Source organism: Devosia elaeis (genome assembly GCF_001650025.1).
GTDB classification, from domain to species: Bacteria; Pseudomonadota; Alphaproteobacteria; order Rhizobiales; family Devosiaceae; genus Devosia; species Devosia elaeis.
The window spans coordinates 1-18,319 of the sequence record NZ_LVVY01000128.1 but is presented as its reverse complement, the minus strand read 5'-3'; the positions used below and the strand labels follow the sequence as shown (position 1 = coordinate 18,319).

Genomic DNA, 18,319 nt, shown 5'->3' with positions numbered 1-18,319 from the left:
CGCACAAGAGAGCCTGGATTATTCCTCCGGGCCGGGCTCGTCCGCATCATCGCCGGCGCCTATCGTCCGGCTGACCACATATGCTCCCATATCGGTCATGAACGTCACGTCGACGTCCACGCCATCCAGCGCAATATTGTCGCTTTTGCCCAGGATGGGAAGCACGACTAGATCGCCATGCGGGCTTTTTTGCGGCGCGCCGAACAGCGGTTCGCCCGTTGCAGTCGCCGCGATCAGGCTCTGCGGGTCGATGCCGTCATTTTCGAGGCGAATGGCTATGGCCGGGCCTTCCGGCAGCATTTCCACGCCGCCGACAGGCGCTGCCTTGTCGGTCCAGGCGATGGGCACTTCGGCCAGGGCCTGGCGGATTCGCAAGCCATTGGCCGCGTCGGGCTCCGCATCGGCCAGCGGCAGGCTGAGCTGGAGCTGGGCCGGCACGCAGATTTCCGAGCAGATGCCCAGGGTCGCGGTGAGATCGACCACGCCCTGTGGCCCGGACATGGTCAATTCGATGGGCAGGACGGTGTGCCCGTAATAGACATAATCGGTCAGGCCGCCCTTTTCCTCGCGCAGGGGATAGGGCCAGAGCGGGGTATAATGGGCAATGCCGGTGGAGGCGGAGAAATCGAGGTCGAGCGGCAGGCCGGTTTCGCCCGGCACGCGCCAATAGGTCTTGGTGCTTTCGGGCATATCGATTTCCAGCGCCACCAGAGCCTTGCCATCGGTGACGGGCCCGGCGCTGATCAGGCGGATGGAGACATCGGGCGCCACGTTCTGCCATGGCGTTTCACCCGCCAGCACGGGCAGGCAGAGACCGGGGATCGCGAGACAGAGGGCCGACATGAGATGCATGGCATGGCATTAGCGCAGGCAATGGTGAAGGAATAGTCGCCAGGCGTTCAGGCCTTCGTGATGCTCCCGCATCCCCGCCGGGGCCCGGCAAAGCTTGGCATGCCCGCCCACCCCGCCTACATTGGCGGCATGAATTCACTTGAAGGCCAATTCCTCGTCGCCATGCCGGACATGGCCGATGAGCGTTTCGCGGAAAGCGTCATTCTGGTCGTCGGCCATGGCGATGAAGGCGCCATGGGGCTGGTGGTCAATCACGAGCTGGCCAATCTGCGCTTTGCCGATATCCTGGACGAACTCGACCTGGGCGATCCCGACGCGGTGATCCGCCTGCCCGATTCCATTCGCGAACGCGCGGTCATGCGGGGCGGGCCGGTGGAAAAGGGCCGCGGCTTCGTGCTGCATTCGGGCGATTATCACAGCGGCAACACCTATCGGGTCGCCGAGGATGTGGGGCTCACCGCCACGCTCGATATTCTCAAGGCCATGGCCTTCGGCCCCGCCCCGCGCTCCGCGCTCTTCGCGCTGGGCTGCTGCGGCTGGGGCGCCGGGCAATTGGAGGACGAGATCGGCGCCAATGGCTGGCTGACCGTACCCTTCAGCCGCGAATTGCTGTTCGAGACCCCGGTGGACCAGCGCTATGAAAAGGCCTTGGCGAGCCTGCACATCACCCGTGCGACGCTGAGCACCGAGGCAGGGCACGGCTAGACCGGTTCACATTTGGCACAAACGAGTTTTCCAAAAGACCTCATGGTGAGCCTGTCGAACCACGAGGTCGGGCATGCCGAACCGGGGGCCACGACCTCGTCCTTCGACAGGCTCAGGATGAGGTCTACTGAAGGTTCAGTTCGGACGTAAAGGTGCTGGCCGGCCCTATTTCCCCATCTGCGCGGCGAGTTTCTTGCCCAGCTCGCCCCCAGTCATCGCCGCGCCGAAGGCAAAGCCCTGGGCATAGCGGCAATTGAGCTGACGCAGCCTTTCGATTTCGTCGAGGCTTTCCACACCCTCGGCGATGACCATGAGGTCGAGATCGCTGGCCAAGGCCACCACCGCCTTGATGATCGGCGCCTGGGTATGGGCGATGCCCGTATCGGTGCCCATGCGCACGAAGGGGGCGGGAATCTTGATCGTGTCGAAGGGAAAGCGGTGCAGATAGCTCAGCGAGGAATGGCCGGTGCCGAAATCGTCGAGCGCCAGGCCCAGGCCCATATTGCGCAAAGCCTCCAGCATATAGGCGGAATGCTCGGGATTGGTCATCACCTGGCTCTCGGTGATTTCGAGCTTGAGATGCGATGCCAGGGCGCGGTCCTGCGCCACCAGGTTCCGCATGTCGTTGAGCAGGGTCTCGGTCGCCAATTGGCTGGGCGAGAGATTGACCGAAATGAAGAAGCTTTCCGGCAGGCCGATCGTGGCCAGCCAGTCCTTGGCCTGTGCCGCCGATTGCTCGAAGGCCAGGCGGCCCAGCTTTTCGATCTGGCCGGAGCGCTCCGCCAGCGGCACGAATTCATCGGGCGTCACCGCGCCGCGCGTCGGATGGTTCCAGCGCATCAGCGCCTCGGCCCCGGCGATCTGGCCTGAAAGGGTGTCGACGATGGGCTGGAACTGCACATGCAGCTCGCCCTGCTTCATGCCGCGCTCGAGGTCTTCCTCGCTGGCGCGATTATAGGAGGCGATGGAGCGGGCGGAGGCACGATAGGCCTCGATGCGGTCGCCGCCCAGGCGCTTGGCGTAGTACATGGCCAGCTCGGCATCGCGCAGCACGTCGGCGGCGCTCGACGGATTGCTGTCATAGATGGTGACGCCGATGGAGGCGGTCAGCACCAGGTCGCGATCGCCGAAATTGAACGGCGCCTTGAGCGCCTTGCGAATCTGCTCGGCGGTCTCGGCGATCTTGGCGGCCGCCTGTTCGGAGGCCAGGATCACCGCGAACTGGTCGCCGGTAATGCGCGCCACCGTATCGAGCGGGCGGGTGATGCGGGCGATGCGGCGGGAAATGGCCAGCAGCACCGAATCGGCGGCCGAATGGCCAATCCGCTCCTCGAGCTCCATGAAGCGGTCGATATCGATGAGGAACACGGCCGGCTTGGCCCCGCCCGGCGTGCGCGCCCGCACCAGGGACCGCTCCAGCCGGTCGAGGAACAATTGGCGATTGGGCAGGCCGGTCAGGCTGTCATGCACGGCGTCGTGCAGCAGCCTTTCGCGGGCGGCCCGATCCTCGGTCACGTCCTGCAGCGTGCCGACGATGCGGTTGACCTGGCCGTCGCCGCCCAGCACCGGCTTCACCCGCATGCGGAAGGTGCGGTAATTGCCGTCATGGCCGGCCACGCGCATATCGGCCGAAACCTTGCCGCGCCGCAATTCCACCAGCGTATCGAAAGCGGTGCGGAAACGGTCGCGATCGTCCGGATGCACCCGGTCGAGCCAGCGCTTGATGGCGCCGCGCAGCGCGCCGCGCTTTTCGCCCAGCCGCGTTGCCAGTTCATCGCTTACCGTCACCCGGTCGCGGTCGATATTCCAGTCGAAGACGAAATCGCCCGAGCCGGTCAGCGCCAGGGCGCGGCGTTCCACTTCGCTCAGCGTGCCCACCGAAACCTGGCCTTCCGAGAAAGCGTGCTGCACGGCGGTGAAACCGAGCAGCATGACGATGAGCACCAGCCCGCCGGCCACGGCCGGCTGGGCCACGTCATTGGTCACCTGGCCGGACACGACCAGCCAGGCATAGAAGAGCCAGGCGATATAGATGATCCAGGTCGGCACCAGCAGCACCGCGCGATCATAGCCGCGCAGCGCCAGGAGCAGGATCAGGAAGAAGCCCGAAAGCCCCAGCAGCGCCAGCACCAGCCGGGCAATGGTGGCCGCGATATGGGGCTGGAAAAACGCGAAGGCGAAGAGCGCCAGGAACAGGGCCGCCAGGCCCAGGGCCAGGTGGATGAACCGCAGGTGCCAGCGATGAAGGTTGAGATAGATGAAGAGGAAGCCGGCCAGGGTCGTGGCTATGCCCGCCTCCGCCGCGGCGCGCAGCGGCTGGACGCCGCTGGCCGACAGGCCGAGCAGGCGCCCCATCAGCCCGAAATCGATCAGCAGATAGGCCAAAACCGCCCAGGCAAAGGCCGCCGTGGCGGGAAAGACCCCGCGCCCCTTGACCACGAACATGATGGTGAGGAACACCGCGGCCAGCGAGGCCACGCCCAACACCACGCCACGGAACAGGGTGAAGGCATTGATATAGTCGCGATAGGCGCTCGGCTCCCAGAGATAGACCTCGGGCAGGCGGCTGGACGACAATTCGGCCACCAGGGTCATGGTCGCGCCGGGGTCCAGCGTCACCTCGAAGACGTCGGCTTCCGGATCGGCGAGCCGCACCGGCCGGATACCGGCGCTGGGCGTCACCGCGTTGATACGCGCATTGCCCAGATCGGGCTGGAACACGCCCGAACCGGGCAGCCGGAAGAACGGCGCCACCAGCAGGCGCTCGATCTGCTGGTCGCTGTCATTGCGCAGGGCGATCAGCGCGAAGAAGGGATTGGTGCCCTGCTCGTTGGCCAGAACCTCGATGCGCCGGATGATGCCGTCGGCATCGGGCGCGGTGGAGAGCTGGACGCGTCCGCCCTGCCCCGGCACCACTTCCATCACATCGGACAGATTGACCGCGTTGACGTCTTCGGGGACGGAGATGACTTCGAATCCCCGGGCCGGCGCATGGCCGAAGAGCGCGAACGCGAGACAGATCGCGATGAGAAACAGATGACGCATCAGGGGCAGCTATATCCTGCACTAGGCTTCATTATGGCGGCAGTCGGGGACGCTTGAACAAGGCCCGGACAAGCCTTCGTCTTTTTGACCTCCGGCGGAGCGGTAACTTGGTACGGGAGATTACCCTTTGCGACAAGCGCTGCGCCGTGTTGCAGCGGCGCAACACTCAGCGTCCGGCAGGAAAGCGCGTGGCCGCGAAACCGCTTTCGGCCACGGCGTCGCACAGTTCCGACCATTCACAGCCCGTACAGGCCGCGCGAATTGCGCCGGTGCGAAAAACGGTGCGTAACTTGGCGATAGCGGCCGCATTCAAGGTCAGTGGACCGATCCGGTCGTGATCCAGCAGCGGCTGAACCGAATCCCAGGCCAGGCGATCGCGCTCGACGACGCTGGCATTATGGCAATGCGGCTCGGCTTCGGCGAGCAATGGCCGGCAGATATCATCCGGCCCCTCGACGAGCTCGACCGGCTCGCCGGCGACAACGCGCGCGACGATCCGGTCGTAATTGGCGGTAAAGGCCGGCGTATAGCCCTTGCCCATATAGGTGGTGAGGCAGAGCAGATGATGCGGCCGCAATCGGATCGTCACCGGACCCGCTTCCAGAGAACGCTCACCAGGGCCGCAGCCAGAATTGATTTCAGTACCGCGCCCAGCAGGAAGGGCGTGACGCCACTGCTAATGGCAGGTTCCAGGCCCACCAGAAAAGCGAGCCAGGCCGCCCCGAACACCAGGCACACGGCGTTGCCGGCCAGCGCGGCGGCGAAGGCCAGAACCGGCCTGGCACCGTTCCAGCCGCGCTCGGTCAGCCAGCCGACCAGCGCGCCGGCGGGCACGAAGGCGAAGAGATAGCCGGCGGTCGGGCCGACGAAATGATGGGCACCCGCGGCGCCGCCCGCCAGCACCGACAGGCCCAGCGCCCCCTCCAGCAGCCAGGCCGCGATGGTGAGGCCGCCCAGCCGCCAGCTATAGAGCGCGCCCACCAGGGTCACGGCCAGGGTCTGCATGGTCATGGGCACCGGCACCATCGGCACTTCCACATAGGAGGACAGCGCCAGAAACAGCGTGCCCAGCACCAATGCCCCCGCCTTCCAGGCAAGCGAACGCTCGCCCAGATCGAGCAGCCCCACCCGCCGCGTCGCGACAACCTTCACCTCAACCATATTCCATCTCCAAAGATTATAGATAATTTGATTCCACTATCTATACTATCGATGGAGCCCGCTCTGGCAAGAGGCATGACGCGACGGTCCTCCTCCCGCGACGTCATCCCGGCGCAGGCCGGGATCCATTCCGAGATGACCCCGCAGGCAGGCGCCCCCAGCCTTCGCCGGGATGACAACCGGCGGATCGGGTTGGATCACGCCACAAGAACCGATGCGCTGAAGGAGAAAACCGCTCTAGCCGTCGACCACGAAGAGCCGGCGGGTCACCCCGCTGGCGGTCGGGACGGGGCGTGGGGTGACGGCACGGACATGGCGCGCCAGGATCGAGCAGGCATGGTCCACCTCGCCCTGGCGCAGGGCGGCGAGGATGGCCAGGTGGTCGTGATCGGTTCGCGTTTCCCAATCGGAGCGCCAGGCGGCGAAGAGGAAGCGGGCACTGGCGGCATGGAGGTCGTCGATCGCCGCCATCAGGCGCGGCATGTTGCAGGGGGCCAGCAGCGTGCGGTGAAAGGCGCGGTTTGCCGCTTCCCAGGAGCCGACATCACGGGACTTGTCGCCGGCCCTCGTGGCCTCTTCGGCCGCATCGAGGATGGCGGCGGTGAGATTGGGCGCGGCATGACGCAGGGCCAGTTCCTCGAGGGCGGCGCGCATTTCGGCGACCTCGCGCACTTCGGCCTTGCTGAAGGCGGCGACCCGGACGCCCCGGCGCGGCTCGCTGACCGCCAGGCCCTGCGCCTCCAGCCGCCGGAAAGCCTCGCGTACCGGCACGTGGCTGGCCCCGAATTCGGCCGCCACATGGTCCTGGCGCAGCCGTGTGCCGGGCTCCAGCGTACCGGCGATGATCCGCTCGGCCAGGGCCTTGCTGATCCGCACCGCGATCGTGTCTTCGGAAGGGCTACGCATGGTGCAGTGATAATCCGGCGGACGCGCCTATGCCACCCATGCCTGGCGCCCCTGGCCCAGATGCAGCGTTTCCCAGCGTTCGCGGGTCAGGCCCATCAGCACATGATCTTCCCAGCGGCCGTTGATCTGCAGGTAATGCTTGGCGAAGCCTTCCTCGACGAAGCCGTTTTTCTCCAACACCCGGCGGGAGGCCGTATTGGTTGGTAGAAAGGCGGCGTGGGCCCGGTGCAGGTCCAGGACCTCGAAGATGAACGGCAGCGTCACGCCGACGGCCTCGCTCATCAGGCCCTTTCCGGCATAGCGCTGACCCATCCAATAACCCAGCGTGACGAATTGGGCCGCACGGCGGCGGATATTGGAGAGCGTGATGCCCCCGACCAGCACCTGCTTGCGCCCATCGGGCAGGAAGATGAAGAAGGTGTAATCGCTCCCCTCCTCGGCCTCCTGGCGCGCGCGGCGCACCCGCATGGCATAGACACGCCGGGCCAGGTCCAGCTCGCTCCAGCGCGGTTCGAAGGGGCGCAGGAAATCCTGGCTCTCCCGGCGCAGCCGATACCAGTCGTCGTAATCGCGGCCCTGCGGCAGGCGCAGCAGCACATTCTGCCCCTTGAGGGTGATCAACGGCGCTGGCGAGGACCAGGGCCAGAACATCGGCGCCTCAGCGCTGCAAGGTCTCGCCGATGCTTTCGACATCGGCAAGGCCATCGATGGGGCCGATCCCGGCCAGGGTCGGAGAGCCGGCGGTGAAGATTTGCTCAGCCACCTCGCGCACGCGCTGGGCGGTGATGCGGTTGATGCGCTCCACGGTTTCCTGCATCGGGATGGGGCGGCCCCACAGGATTTGCTGGCGCGCCAATTGCCCGGCCCGAGCGGAGGGGCTTTCCAGCGACATCAGGAGGCCCGCGCGGATCTGGTTGCGCACCCGCACCACTTCCTCCTCGGTGATGGTTTCGGTGGCGCGGCGCAATTCGTCCAGCACCACCGGCACCAGCTCGGCCACCTCGTCCTCGCCGGTGGCAGCCGCCACGCCGAAAACGCCGCTATCGGCAAAGGCCCAGTGGAAGGCATAGACCGAATAGCAGAGGCCGCGCTTTTCGCGCACTTCCTGGAACAGGCGCGAGCTCATGCCCCCGCCCAGCACCGAGGCCAGGACCTGCGCGGCATAGAAGCCGTCCGAATTATAGGCCCGGCCCTCGAAGCCCAGGACGATATGGGCCTGCTCATGGTCGGAGACCAGCCGTTCCTGGCCGCCCTGGTATTCGGCGCGCTGCGGCGCCGGCGCGCCATTGGGAGTCAGGTCGCCGAAGCGCTGCCGCGCCACGTCCACCAATTGGTCGTGGTCGACATTGCCGGCGGCGGCGATGACCATGTGGTCGCCCACATAATTGCGGCGCATATATTTGCGCACCATGTCGGGATTGAAATCGCGCACCGAATCCACCGTGCCCAGAATGGTGCGGCCGATGGGCTGGGTGGGATAGGCCGCTTCCTGGAACAGGTCGAAGACATGGTCGTCGGGATTGTCGCGCGCCGCGCCGATCTCCTGGACGATCACCTGCTTCTCGCGGGCCAGCTCGTCTTCCTCGAAGGTGGAATTCTGCAGGATATCGGCCAGGATATCGGCGGCCAGCACCACATCGTCCTTGAGCACCCGGGCGAAATAGCCGGTATGCTCGATCGAGGTCGCCGCGTTGAGATCGCCGCCGACATTCTCGATGGCCTCGGCGATTTCGAGGGCGGTGCGGCTCTTGGTGCCCTTGAAGGCCATATGCTCGAGCAGGTGGGAAATGCCGTGCTCGGCCTTGCGCTCGGAGCGCGCGCCCGCCTTGACCCAAACGCCCAGCGAAGCGCTTTCCAGATGCGGCATGTCATCGGTGAGCACCACCATGCCGTTTTCCAGACTCGTCGATCTTACGCTCACACTGGTCCTCCTGAACCGGCGGCCTCGACGACCGCGGCTCTCCGTGTCGTTCAGGCGCGGCTATGCGCCGCGATGAAGTCTTCAATCCGGCGCTGGTCGTTTTCCAGCACACTAACCCGTTCGGGCCGTTGGTAAAGGTCGTTCAGCCAGGCGGGCAGTGCCGGAGTGACGCCCGAGGCCTCCGCCACGGCGGCAGGAAACTTGGCCGGATGCGCCGTCGCCAGCGTGATCATCGGCACCTGGCCCTGGTGCAGGCTGCGCGCCACGCCCACGCCGACAGCGCTGTGCGGATCGAGCAGATAGCCGCTTTCGGCATGGGTTTGGGCGATCACGGCGCGGGTCGCGGCCTCGTCGGTCGTGCCGGCGGCGAAGTCACGGCGGATGGCGGCAATGGCATTGTCGGGCAGATCGAAGCCGCGCGATTGCTTGAGGCCCGCCATCATGCGGGTAACCGCCCCGGCATCGCGGTCGGCGCTTTCGAACAGCAGCCGCTCGAAATTGGAGGAAATCTGGATGTCCATGGACGGGCTGATCGTCGCCTCGACGCCATTCATCTCGTAGCGGCCGGTATCGAGCGTGCGGCGCAGGATGTCATTGGCATTGGTGGCGATCACCAGCTTGTCGATGGGCAGGCCCATCATCTTGGCGCAATAGCCGGCGAAGATATCGCCGAAATTGCCGGTGGGCACGGTAAAGCTCACCTTGCGGTGCGGCGCGCCGAGCGACACGGCGGCAGTGAAATAATAGACGATCTGGGCGACGATGCGGCCCCAATTGATCGAATTGACGCCCGACAGGCGCATGCGGTCGCGGAAGGCGTGATTGTTGAACATGGCCTTCACCGCGTCCTGGCAATCGTCGAACGTGCCTTCGAGCGCGATATTGTGGACATTGTCGTCCAGCACCGTGGTCATCTGCCGGCGCTGCACCTCCGAGGTGCGGCCCCGGGGATGGAGAATGAAGATATCGGTGCTGTCGCGGCCGCGGAAGGCCTCGATGGCGGCCGAGCCGGTATCGCCCGAGGTGGCGCCGACAATGGTGGCGCGCAGGCCGCGCTGGGTGAGGATGTGGTCCATCACCCGGCTGAGGAACTGCATGGCCACGTCCTTGAAGGCCAGGGTCGGCCCATGGAACAGCTCGAGCACGAAATGGCCCGGCTCCAGCTCCACCAGCGGCGCCACCGAGGGGTGGCGGAAACCGGCATAGGCGTCCTCGATGATCGCCTTCAGCCTATCGGCCGGAATGTCGCCGTCCACGAAGCGGGCAATGACCGCATAGGCGATTTCGGCATAGGGTTTTCCGGCAAAGCCGGCGATTTCATCGGCGCTGATCTGCGGCCAGGTGGCCGGAACATAGAGGCCGCCATCGGCGGCCAGACCGGCCAGGACTGCGTCGGAGAAGCCGAGCGCCGGCGCTTGGCCGCGCGTGGAAACAAACTGCATCGAGGGGAAGTGCCCTTTTAGAATTGTCGCAACCTAGTCAAACCGGAGCGCAGCCGCAAGGTTTTGCGGGAAATTGGCGAGGGTGACGCCTGGGCCGGGCAAACCGGAACCGCTTTACCCCGGCCCTCGATCGCTACCCCGGCTGGTGGGGGATCATCGTGCCTCACCGCAAAGGCCGGCATCAAATCCCGGGCGGCTCCGGGCGGGTCTGGCGCCAGAGCCAGAAGCCCAGCATCACCACGGCGACGATTGCGAAGCCGTACCAGGTGAGCGCATAGCCGAAATGATTGTTGGGGAAGCTCACGACCGTTTCCCCGCCCTGCGGCAGGTCGCCCGGCGCCCCGGCCAGCAGATCGACATAGAAGGGCGCGACCGGGGCCAGGGCCGGATCGACCATGGCCGCCATGCGCTCGGGATTGCGCACCCATTCGATGCGGGCCGACATATTGGGCTCGGGCACCATGAAGCCCGGCTCTTCGCCGGGGCGGAAGAGCCCGATTATCGTGACAATGCCCGGATCGTCCCCATGCAGGTCGCCCATCACCGCCGCTTCCTGGTATTGCTCGGGGATGAAGCCGCGATTGACGAAGACGGTGCCGCCGGCGGCGAGCTCGAACGGGGTGACGACCCAATAGCCGGGGCCGGAATAGCGGCCACGGGCATCGGCAAGCGAGGTGAAGACAGTGAGCGTCTGCGTATAGCGATAGGTGCCCGCCAGGCTGACCGGCTGGAAATTCCAGGCGTCCATGTCGAGCCCATTCCATTCGCCCGCTGGCGGAACGGGGACCGGCTCGGCGTCGAGCCGCGCATCGACTGCGGCGATCAGCGCTTCCTTCTCGCCCAGCCGCTGCATCTGCCATTGCCCCAGAAACAGGCAGGTGCCCGCCAGGACCAGCATCAAGGCCGTGAACAGCCAATCGGTCCAGCGCAGCTTCTTGCTTGCCGTCATGGCCGCCCCTCCCTGGCATCATGCCGATATTGCAGGTTGATCAGCACGCCCTTGAAGGGCGGCAGCAGGCCGAGACACAACAGGATCGTGGCCGGAATCCACAGCACCAGATGCATCCAGGGCTGAATGGTGAATGTCGCATCGACGATGAGCGCCAGGATGACGATCAGCGGCGCGACCGCGAAGATGACGAAGACGGCGGGGCCGTCGCCGCTATCGGCAAAGCCGTAATCGAGATTGCAGGCGGAGCAAGCCGGCGCGAGCTTGAGATAGCTCCGGAACAGCCGGCCCCGGCCGCAGCGGGGACAGCGGCATCTCAGGCCGGAGAGGATCGGGCTTGGCTGGGTCAATTCCGTTCTCCAAAGAAAAAGGGCGCAGCCATGCCGCGCCCTCCAATCCCTTGTCCGTGCCGGTCAGTGGCTCAGCGCCACGCCCCAGGCGCCCCATACATAGATGGAGGCGAAGAGGAACAGCCAGACCACGTCCACGAAATGCCAGTACCAGGCGGCGAATTCGAAGCCCAGGTGGCGCTCGGGGGTGAAGTCGCCGCGCTCGGCGCGGATCAGGCAGACGGCCAGGAAGATGGTGCCGACCAGCACGTGGAAACCATGCAGGCCGGTCGCGGCCACGAAGGTCGAGCCATACATGTTGCCGGTGAAGGAGAAGCCGGCATGGCTATATTCGAGCGCCTGCACGAAGGAGAACAGCACGCCGAGCGCCACGGTCAGCGCCAGGCCCCAGCGCAGGCCCTGACGGTCGTTTTCCAGGAGCGCATGGTGCGCCCAGGTGACGGTGGTGCCCGAGGTCAGGAGGATCAGCGTGTTGAACAGCGGCAGGTGGAACGGATCGAAGACTTCGACGCCGCTCGGCGGCCAATGCCCGCCGGTGGCGGCGACGCGCGCATATTGCTCGATGTCGTCGAAGCGGAAGAAGCCGTCGAAATAGGCCCAGAAGAAGGCCACGAAGAGCATGACTTCGGAGGCGATGAACAGCATCATGCCGTAGCGGTGATGCATCTGCACGACGGGGGTGTGATCGACGCCGTTATTGGCCTCGCGCACCACGTCCGACCACCAGGCATACATGGTGTAGAGCACGCCGGCCAGGCCGATGAAGAAGACCCAAGGGGTCCAGTCCTGCATCCAGGCAATGGCGCCGATCATCATCACGAAGACGGCGACCGACATGACGAACGGCCAGGGGCTCGGTTCGACCATGTGGTAGTCATGGTTCTTTTCTAAGGCGGCCATGTTCAGCTTCCCTCACTGTCTGAAGCGTAGAAGGTATAAGAGAGCGTGATCTCTTTGATCGTTGCGAGCTCGTGATTGTCGTCCAGGTCGGGATCGACGAAGAAGACGATGGGCATTTCCACCGTTTCGCCCGGCTGGAGCGTCTGCTCGGTGAAGCAGAAGCACTCGATCTTGTTGAAATAGACCCCGGCCTTGTCGGGCACCACATTGAAGATGGCCTGGCCGGTAATGGGCTTATCGGAATTGTTGGTCGCGATGTAATTGACCGTGTCCACGGTGCCGATCCGGTCGGTGACCGGGGCGGCCGCCTTGACGGTCCAGGGCAAGGCCCGCTCGACATTGACGTCGAAGCGCACCTTCATCTCGCGCGCGATGACGCCCTTGGGATTTTCCGCAGCCACCTGCGGGGTGCCGCCGAAGCCGGTGACCTGGCAGAAAAGCTGGTAGAGCGGCACCGAAGCAAAGGCGAGGCCCACCATGGCCACCGCGACGCCGGCCAGGGTCAGGCCGACCCGCTTGTTGCGGCCGCCGGAGCTGTCGGGACGGAAGGGAGCGGTTGCGTCGGCCATCACAGCGCCCGATCGAACAGGGCCGGACCCATCTTGACGATGGTCAGCACATAGAAGGTCAGCGCGAAAAGGGCCAGCGCGGCGGCCAGCGCCAGCGAGCGGCGGCGGCGCTGCTTGCGGAAGGCGACATCCTGTTCGGGCGTCATTTGGTTGGGCGCGAGATGCGCGCCGGTCTGGGTGGCCATGTCAGATCACTCCCAGCCTGAGGGCAAAATTGTCGGTGAGCAGTGCCAGGAACAGCACGAAGAGATAGCTCAGCGAATAGGTGAACAGGGTGCGGGCATGGCGTTTCATCGCCGTCCCGTCGGGCGCGCGCAGCAGGCGCAGCGACAGCCAGACGAAGCTGAGCCCGGTCACCAGCGCCACCGCGCCATAGATCCAGCCGGAAAAGCCGAACCAGACCGGCAGCAGGCTCGCGGCAGCCAGCACCAGCGCATAGACGAAGATCTGCCACTTGGTGGAGGCTTCGCCCGCCACATTGGGCATCATCGGCACGCCGGCGGCGCCGTAATCGCCCTGCTTGTAGAGCGCCAGCGCCCAGAAATGCGGCGGCGTCCACAGGAAGATGATGAGGAAGAGCGCGAAGCTCTCCCAGCTCAGCGTGCCGGTGACGGCAGCCCAGCCCACCATGGGCGGAAAGGCCCCGGCCGCGCCGCCGATGACGATGTTCTGCGGCGTCGAGCGCTTGAGCCACATCGTATAGACGACGGCATAGAAGAAGATGGTGAAGGCCAGGAAGCCCCCGGCCACCCAATTGGTCGCCAGGCCCAGCAGCGTCACCGAAAAGACCGAGAGCACCAGCCCGAAGGTCAGCGCCTCGCCCGGCGTCATCCGCCCGGCCGGAATCGGGCGGTTCTGCGTGCGGCTCATCACCGCGTCGATATCGGCGTCATACCACATGTTGAGCGCGCCCGAGGCCCCTGCCCCGATGGCGATGCAGGCGATGGCGATGAAGCCGATGACCGGATTGATCGCGGCGGGCGCGACCAGCATGCCCACGAAGGCGGTGAACACGACCAGCGACATGACACGCGGCTTGAGCAGCGCGAGGTAATCCTCCACGCGTGCCCCGCCGGTCATGGCGGCAATGTCTGCCCTGTCTTCGATATAGGCCAATGCTCTTTCCTTCATGAAGCGAACCGCGCCGGGGCGCGATCCGCTTGTTTGCCCGATGGGTTAGTGTGCGTCCCGGGACTCGATCTTGGGCAGGGTCGAGAACTGGTGGAACGGCGGCGGGGAGCTCAGCGTCCATTCCAGCGTCGTCGCGCCGTCGCCCCAGGGATTGTCACCGGCCAGGCGCTTCTTCCGCACCGCTTCCCAGGTCGCGTAGAAGAAGATGATCATCGCAACGAAGGTGATGTAGTAGCCGATCGAGGACACGCGGTTCCAGAGCGCGAAGGCGTCCGGATAGTCCACGTAGCGGCGCGGCATGCCGGCCAGGCCCAGGAAGTGCTGCGGGAAGAAGATCAGGTTCACACCGATGAACATGACCCAGAAATGCAGCTTGCCCAGGAACTCGTTGTACATGTAGCCGAACATTTTCGGGAACCAGTAATACCAGCCCGCGAAGATCGAGAACACGGCGCCCAGCGAGAGCACGTAGTGGAAGTGCGCCACCACGTAATAGGTGTCGTGCAGGGCGCGGTCGGCGCCGGCATTGGCCAGCACCACGCCGGTCACGCCGCCGACGGTGAACAGGAAGATGAAGCCGATCGCCCAGAGCATGGGAACGCGGAAGGTGATCGAGCCGCCCCACATGGTGGCGATCCAGGAGAAGATCTTCACCCCCGTCGGCACCGCGATGACCATGGTGGCGGCCACGAAATAGCGCTGCACGTCGAGGCTGAGGCCGGTCGTGTACATGTGGTGCGCCCACACGACGAAGCCGACGAAGCCGATGGCCACCATGGCATAGGCCATGGCCATGTAGCCGAAGACCGGCTTGCGGCTGAAGGTGGCCACGATGTGGGAGATGATGCCGAAGCCCGGCAGGATCATGATGTACACTTCGGGATGGCCGAAGAACCAGAACAGGTGCTGGTAGAGCACCGGATCGCCGCCGCCTTCAGGCGCGAAGAAGGTCGTGCCGAAATTGCGGTCGGTCAGCATCATGGTGATGGCGCCGGCCAGCACCGGCAGGGCCAGCAGCAGCAGGAAGGCGGTGACCAGCACGGACCAGGCGAAGAGCGGCATCTTGTGCAGCGTCATGCCCGGGGCGCGCATGTTGAGGATGGTGGTGATCAGGTTGATGGCGCCCAGGATCGAGCTCACGCCGGCAACGTGCAGCGAGAAGATCACGAAATCGGTCGCGGGTCCCGGATGACCGGAGGTGGAGAGCGGCGGATAGGCCGTCCAGCCGCCGCCAAAGCCCAGCGCGCCGGCCGGACCCTCGAAGAACATCGAGAGAATGGTCAGCAGCAGCGCCGGCGGCAGCAGCCAGAAGGCGATGTTGTTGATGCGCGGGAAGGCCGTGTCGGGCGCGCCGATCATCAGCGGGGCGAAATAGTTGGCGAAGCCGCCCATGGTCGCCGGCATCACGGTGAAGAACACCATGATCAGGGCATGGGCGGAGACGAAGACGTTGAACATGTGCTTGCCGCCATCGAGCGCGGCATCGCCTTCCAGGCCATAGGCCATGGCCGCCAGGCCGTGGAAGATCTGGATGCCCGGCTCCTGCAGCTCCAGGCGCATCAGGCCCGAGAGCAGGCCGCCGATCACGCCGGCGACGATGGAGAACACCAGGTACATGATCCCGATGTCCTTGTGATTGGTCGAATAGACCCAGCGCCGCCAGCCCGTGGGCGTGTGGTGGTCATGTCCGGCATGCCCGGTCGCGTGGGCTTCGAGGTTTGCAGTGTTTGCCATAATCTTTTCCCCTTACCCTTGTCTTACAGCGCCGGCAGCGTCGCGACAGCGGTCGCGTAATCGCGGCTTTCCTCGAAGGCCGTGATGAAAGCCTCGAATTCCGGCTCGGTCACCACGCGCACGCCGATCGGCATGAAGGCGTGATCCTTGCCGCAGAGCTCGGAGCACTGGCCGTAATACATGCCGGTCTCGCGGGCATTGAACCAGGTTTCATTGAGGCGGCCGGGCACGGCGTCGACCTTGATGCCGAAGGAGGGCACGGCGAAGGCGTGGATCACGCCGGACGGGCTGGCCGTGATCTGCATGCGCACGGTGGTGTTCACCGGAACGACGAGTTCGTTGTTCACGGCGAGAAGACGCGGCTGGCCGGGCTTGAGCGCGGCGATCTCGTCTTCGTTGAGCATGTTGGAATCGAAGGCCACGCCCTGATCCACATATTCGTAGTTCCAGTACCATTGCTCACCCGAGGCCTTGACCGTCAGGGCGGGGGCGGGAACATCGACTTCACCCATGGAGAAGACATTGGCGCCCAGATATTTCCGCTCGCCGTCAGGCATGGTCATCTGGTCCGAGAGCACGCCGAAGGAGGGAATGGCGATGACCACCAGAGCCAGGATGGGCACCACGGTCCAGATCACTTCGACCAGCGTGTTGTGGGTGAAGCGCGCCGGCACCGGATTGGCCTTGGCGTTGAACCGCACCATGACGATGACCAGCAGCGCCAGGACGAGCAGCACGATGAGCGAAATGGACCACATCAGGATGCCGTCGTGGAAGGCCACGATGGAATCCATGATCGGCGTCACGGAGGGCTGCAGATGAAACTGGCCCGGCTCGGGATGCCCGGCGCTGCTCTGCTGCGCAAAGGCGAGAGCCGGCATCAGTGCCAGTGCGGCCGCCGCAGCGGCGCCCATCTTTCTAAAGAACTGCCCGGTCACCATATACCCCCTATCGACATGTTCTGGCGGCTTGCACCGAGCGAGATGGAGGGGCTTTTTGCGGCATAGCTAACGCCGCCCCGACTCAACTTCGGAGCGCAATACTCGTGCTGACCTAAATCACATTGCACAGGCCGAGTCTATTGCGGCCTTGTGCCCCTGCGCTGCGGCAAATTGCAGCCACGAAAGCGCCGCATCGCCTCATCTGCGCCGCACTTTTCCCCGAAAACGTGCCGGAATTCCGGGGTTTGGTTGACAGGTTGGGGCCTGTATCGGAAACAGTTCCAACCCAAGAACACGGCGCCGATTCGGCAGGAGAAGTGATAGAGTGATGATCTGGGCAAAGCGGCTGGGCATGCTGGGTACACTCGTTCTGGGCACGATCGCCGCGGGCCTGGCGGCCATGCCGGCCGCGGCGCAGGGCACGATCCGGGGCGAATATGGCGACTGGCAGATGAGTTGCGAGACCCCGCCGGGCGCCAGCTTCGAGCAATGCGCCATCATCCAGAACGTGTTGGCGGAAGATCAGCCCAATGTGGGCCTCTCGGTCATCATGCTGCGCACCGCCGACCGGCAGGCGCGGCTCTTGCGCATTCTCGCCCCGCTCGGCGTGCTGCTGGTGCGCGACGGTCCCGATGGCAGCCTCATTCCCGGCCTCGGCCTCACCGTCGACGATACCGATCTGGGCTGGGTTCCCTTCGTGCGCTGCCTGCCCAATGGCTGCATCGCCGAAGTGGTGATGGACGACGCGCTCGTCGAAACGCTCTCCAATGGCGAAACCGCCTTCTTCATCGTCTTCAAGACCCCCGAAGAGGGCATCGGCATTCCCGTTTCGCTGGACGGTTTCGGCGAAGGCTTCGCCGCCCTGCCCTGACCTGACGGAAGGCCCCGATGTCCGAGGACCATCGCAGCGCCCAACGCCACCGCACCCTCAAGGGCGGAAAGATCGTCTTCAATGACGGCTTTTCCACCTTCGACTGCACCATCCGCAACCTGTCCGCCACCGGAGCCAAGCTGTCGATCGCCAGCCTGATCGGCATCCCCCGGCAATTCGTCCTCGCCCTCGACGACGGCCGCCGCTTCGACTGCGAAATCGCCTGGCAACGCGACGGCGAGATCGGGATAAAGTTCCTGTAGCTGCCGACCCTGTAAACGCCCTCGGGTCAAGCCCGAGGGTGACGAGCGGTGGGTGGCGGGATCCCGTGGCAAACACCGGCTCCACCTCATGGCAGGGAGCTATCCCAAACACCGCACCCCACCTCCCCCTTGATGGGCTTCGAGCCGTCCCGAAGGGCAAATCTCTCCAGTGGAGAGATTTGAGGCGAGAAGGCCATGAGCGCTACGCGCGAATGGCGGGGCGCCGTCCCAAACACCGCACCCCCACCTCCCCCTTGATGGGGGAGGTAGCGCAGCTTGGCCGAAGGCCTAGCGGAGCTGGGAGGGGGTGCTCCCACACACCGGCGCTAGAAAACAAACACCCTGCCGCCCGTCCCCCTCACCCGTCTCGGGCTGCGCCCGATCCACCCTCTCCCCGAGAGGGAGAGGAATAAGGGCTTGCGCCGGTCCATTCTTCTCCCCCTGGGGGAGAAGGTGGCCCGTCAGGGCCGGATGAGGGGGATGTCGCCACAGGCGCCGAACCCACAAAAAACCGAAACTTATCCCCACCCCCACAACCTCCCTTATCCTCCCCCCATCAGCCGGATGGAGATGGGGTTG

General features: G+C 65.1%; 19 protein-coding genes. 3 read left to right on the top strand and 16 right to left on the bottom strand.

All coding sequences use genetic code 11. The features are described from left to right. Positions 1–18: 18 nt before the first annotated feature. Entirely contained in the window at positions 19–843 is an 825-nt protein-coding gene (locus tag A3840_RS16870) for a protein-disulfide reductase DsbD domain-containing protein (protein ID WP_165603206.1), read from the bottom strand. A 138-nt stretch (positions 844–981) separates the two neighbouring features. Here A3840_RS16870 and A3840_RS16865 point away from each other — a divergent pair, with 138 nt between their 5' ends. Further along, positions 982–1,557: a YqgE/AlgH family protein gene (locus A3840_RS16865; RefSeq protein WP_082903990.1), complete on the top strand. Its 576-nt coding sequence runs from the start codon at positions 982–984 to the stop codon at positions 1,555–1,557. A 165-nt stretch (positions 1,558–1,722) separates the two neighbouring features. Here the strand turns inward: A3840_RS16865 and A3840_RS16860 are convergent, their stop codons facing one another. The 15 genes from A3840_RS16860 to coxB all read right to left on the bottom strand — a co-directional run bounded on the left by A3840_RS16860 (position 1,723) and on the right by coxB (position 16,579). Then, positions 1,723–4,602 (bottom strand): EAL domain-containing protein, encoded by a 2,880-nt coding sequence (locus A3840_RS16860; RefSeq protein ID WP_067459610.1) that lies wholly within the window; start codon positions 4,600–4,602, stop codon positions 1,723–1,725. A gap of 166 nt (positions 4,603–4,768) precedes the next feature. Beyond that, positions 4,769–5,191 (bottom strand): DUF1284 domain-containing protein, encoded by a 423-nt coding sequence (locus tag A3840_RS16855; RefSeq protein ID WP_067459607.1) that lies wholly within the window; start codon positions 5,189–5,191, stop codon positions 4,769–4,771. Further along, complete coding sequence (locus A3840_RS16850) at positions 5,188–5,763, bottom strand: biotin transporter BioY (RefSeq protein ID WP_067459604.1); 576 nt, start codon at positions 5,761–5,763, stop codon at positions 5,188–5,190. Before A3840_RS16850 ends, A3840_RS16855 begins: the two co-directional genes overlap by 4 nt. A gap of 237 nt (positions 5,764–6,000) precedes the next feature. Further along, positions 6,001–6,669: a GntR family transcriptional regulator gene (locus A3840_RS16845; RefSeq protein WP_067459601.1), complete on the bottom strand. Its 669-nt coding sequence runs from the start codon at positions 6,667–6,669 to the stop codon at positions 6,001–6,003. A 27-nt stretch (positions 6,670–6,696) separates the two neighbouring features. Further along, complete coding sequence (locus A3840_RS16840; protein WP_067459598.1) at positions 6,697–7,320, bottom strand: GNAT family N-acetyltransferase; 624 nt, start codon at positions 7,318–7,320, stop codon at positions 6,697–6,699. Positions 7,321–7,327: 7 nt separating this feature from the next. Then, positions 7,328–8,590, bottom strand: a complete 1,263-nt coding sequence (locus A3840_RS16835) for a M16 family metallopeptidase (RefSeq protein WP_067459594.1) — start codon at positions 8,588–8,590, stop codon at positions 7,328–7,330. Between the two features lie 50 nt (positions 8,591–8,640). Next, positions 8,641–10,032 carry a threonine synthase gene (thrC, locus tag A3840_RS16830; RefSeq protein ID WP_067459591.1) on the bottom strand — a complete coding sequence of 464 codons (1,392 nt, stop codon included), beginning with the start codon at positions 10,030–10,032 and terminating at the stop codon, positions 8,641–8,643. A gap of 181 nt (positions 10,033–10,213) precedes the next feature. Beyond that, positions 10,214–10,981: an SURF1 family protein gene (locus A3840_RS16825; RefSeq protein WP_067459590.1), complete on the bottom strand. Its 768-nt coding sequence runs from the start codon at positions 10,979–10,981 to the stop codon at positions 10,214–10,216. Further along, positions 10,978–11,331, bottom strand: coding sequence for a DUF983 domain-containing protein (locus tag A3840_RS16820; RefSeq protein WP_067459588.1), 354 nt, complete (start codon positions 11,329–11,331; stop codon positions 10,978–10,980). Before A3840_RS16820 ends, A3840_RS16825 begins: the two co-directional genes overlap by 4 nt. Positions 11,332–11,394: 63 nt before the next feature. Continuing rightward, positions 11,395–12,231, bottom strand: coding sequence for a cytochrome c oxidase subunit 3 (locus A3840_RS16815; RefSeq protein ID WP_067459586.1), 837 nt, complete (start codon positions 12,229–12,231; stop codon positions 11,395–11,397). 2 nt (positions 12,232–12,233) lie between these two features. Further along, on the bottom strand, positions 12,234–12,800 hold the full coding sequence (locus A3840_RS16810; protein ID WP_067459584.1) for a cytochrome c oxidase assembly protein: 567 nt from the start codon (positions 12,798–12,800) through the stop codon (positions 12,234–12,236). Beyond that, complete coding sequence (locus A3840_RS16805; RefSeq protein WP_067459582.1) at positions 12,800–12,985, bottom strand: hypothetical protein; 186 nt, start codon at positions 12,983–12,985, stop codon at positions 12,800–12,802. Before A3840_RS16805 ends, A3840_RS16810 begins: the two co-directional genes overlap by 1 nt. A 1-nt stretch (position 12,986) precedes the next feature. Then, complete coding sequence (locus tag A3840_RS16800; protein WP_109442354.1) at positions 12,987–13,931, bottom strand: heme o synthase; 945 nt, start codon at positions 13,929–13,931, stop codon at positions 12,987–12,989. A 45-nt stretch (positions 13,932–13,976) separates the two neighbouring features. Then, positions 13,977–15,665 carry a cytochrome c oxidase subunit I gene (gene ctaD, locus A3840_RS16795; RefSeq protein WP_067459580.1) on the bottom strand — a complete coding sequence of 563 codons (1,689 nt, stop codon included), beginning with the start codon at positions 15,663–15,665 and terminating at the stop codon, positions 13,977–13,979. Between the two features lie 23 nt (positions 15,666–15,688). Next, on the bottom strand, positions 15,689–16,579 hold the full coding sequence (gene coxB / locus A3840_RS16790) for a cytochrome c oxidase subunit II (protein WP_245676655.1): 891 nt from the start codon (positions 16,577–16,579) through the stop codon (positions 15,689–15,691). Positions 16,580–16,934: 355 nt separating this feature from the next. Here coxB and A3840_RS16785 point away from each other — a divergent pair, with 355 nt between their 5' ends. Continuing rightward, the gene (locus A3840_RS16785) at positions 16,935–17,477 is read left to right on the top strand and encodes an invasion associated locus B family protein (RefSeq protein WP_082903985.1); all 543 of its coding nucleotides are present in this window, start codon (positions 16,935–16,937) and stop codon (positions 17,475–17,477) included. Between the two features lie 17 nt (positions 17,478–17,494). Then, a complete protein-coding gene (locus A3840_RS16780; RefSeq protein ID WP_067459574.1) occupies positions 17,495–17,740 on the top strand; it encodes a PilZ domain-containing protein in 246 nt (81 codons plus the stop codon). Positions 17,741–18,319 lie beyond the last annotated feature (579 nt).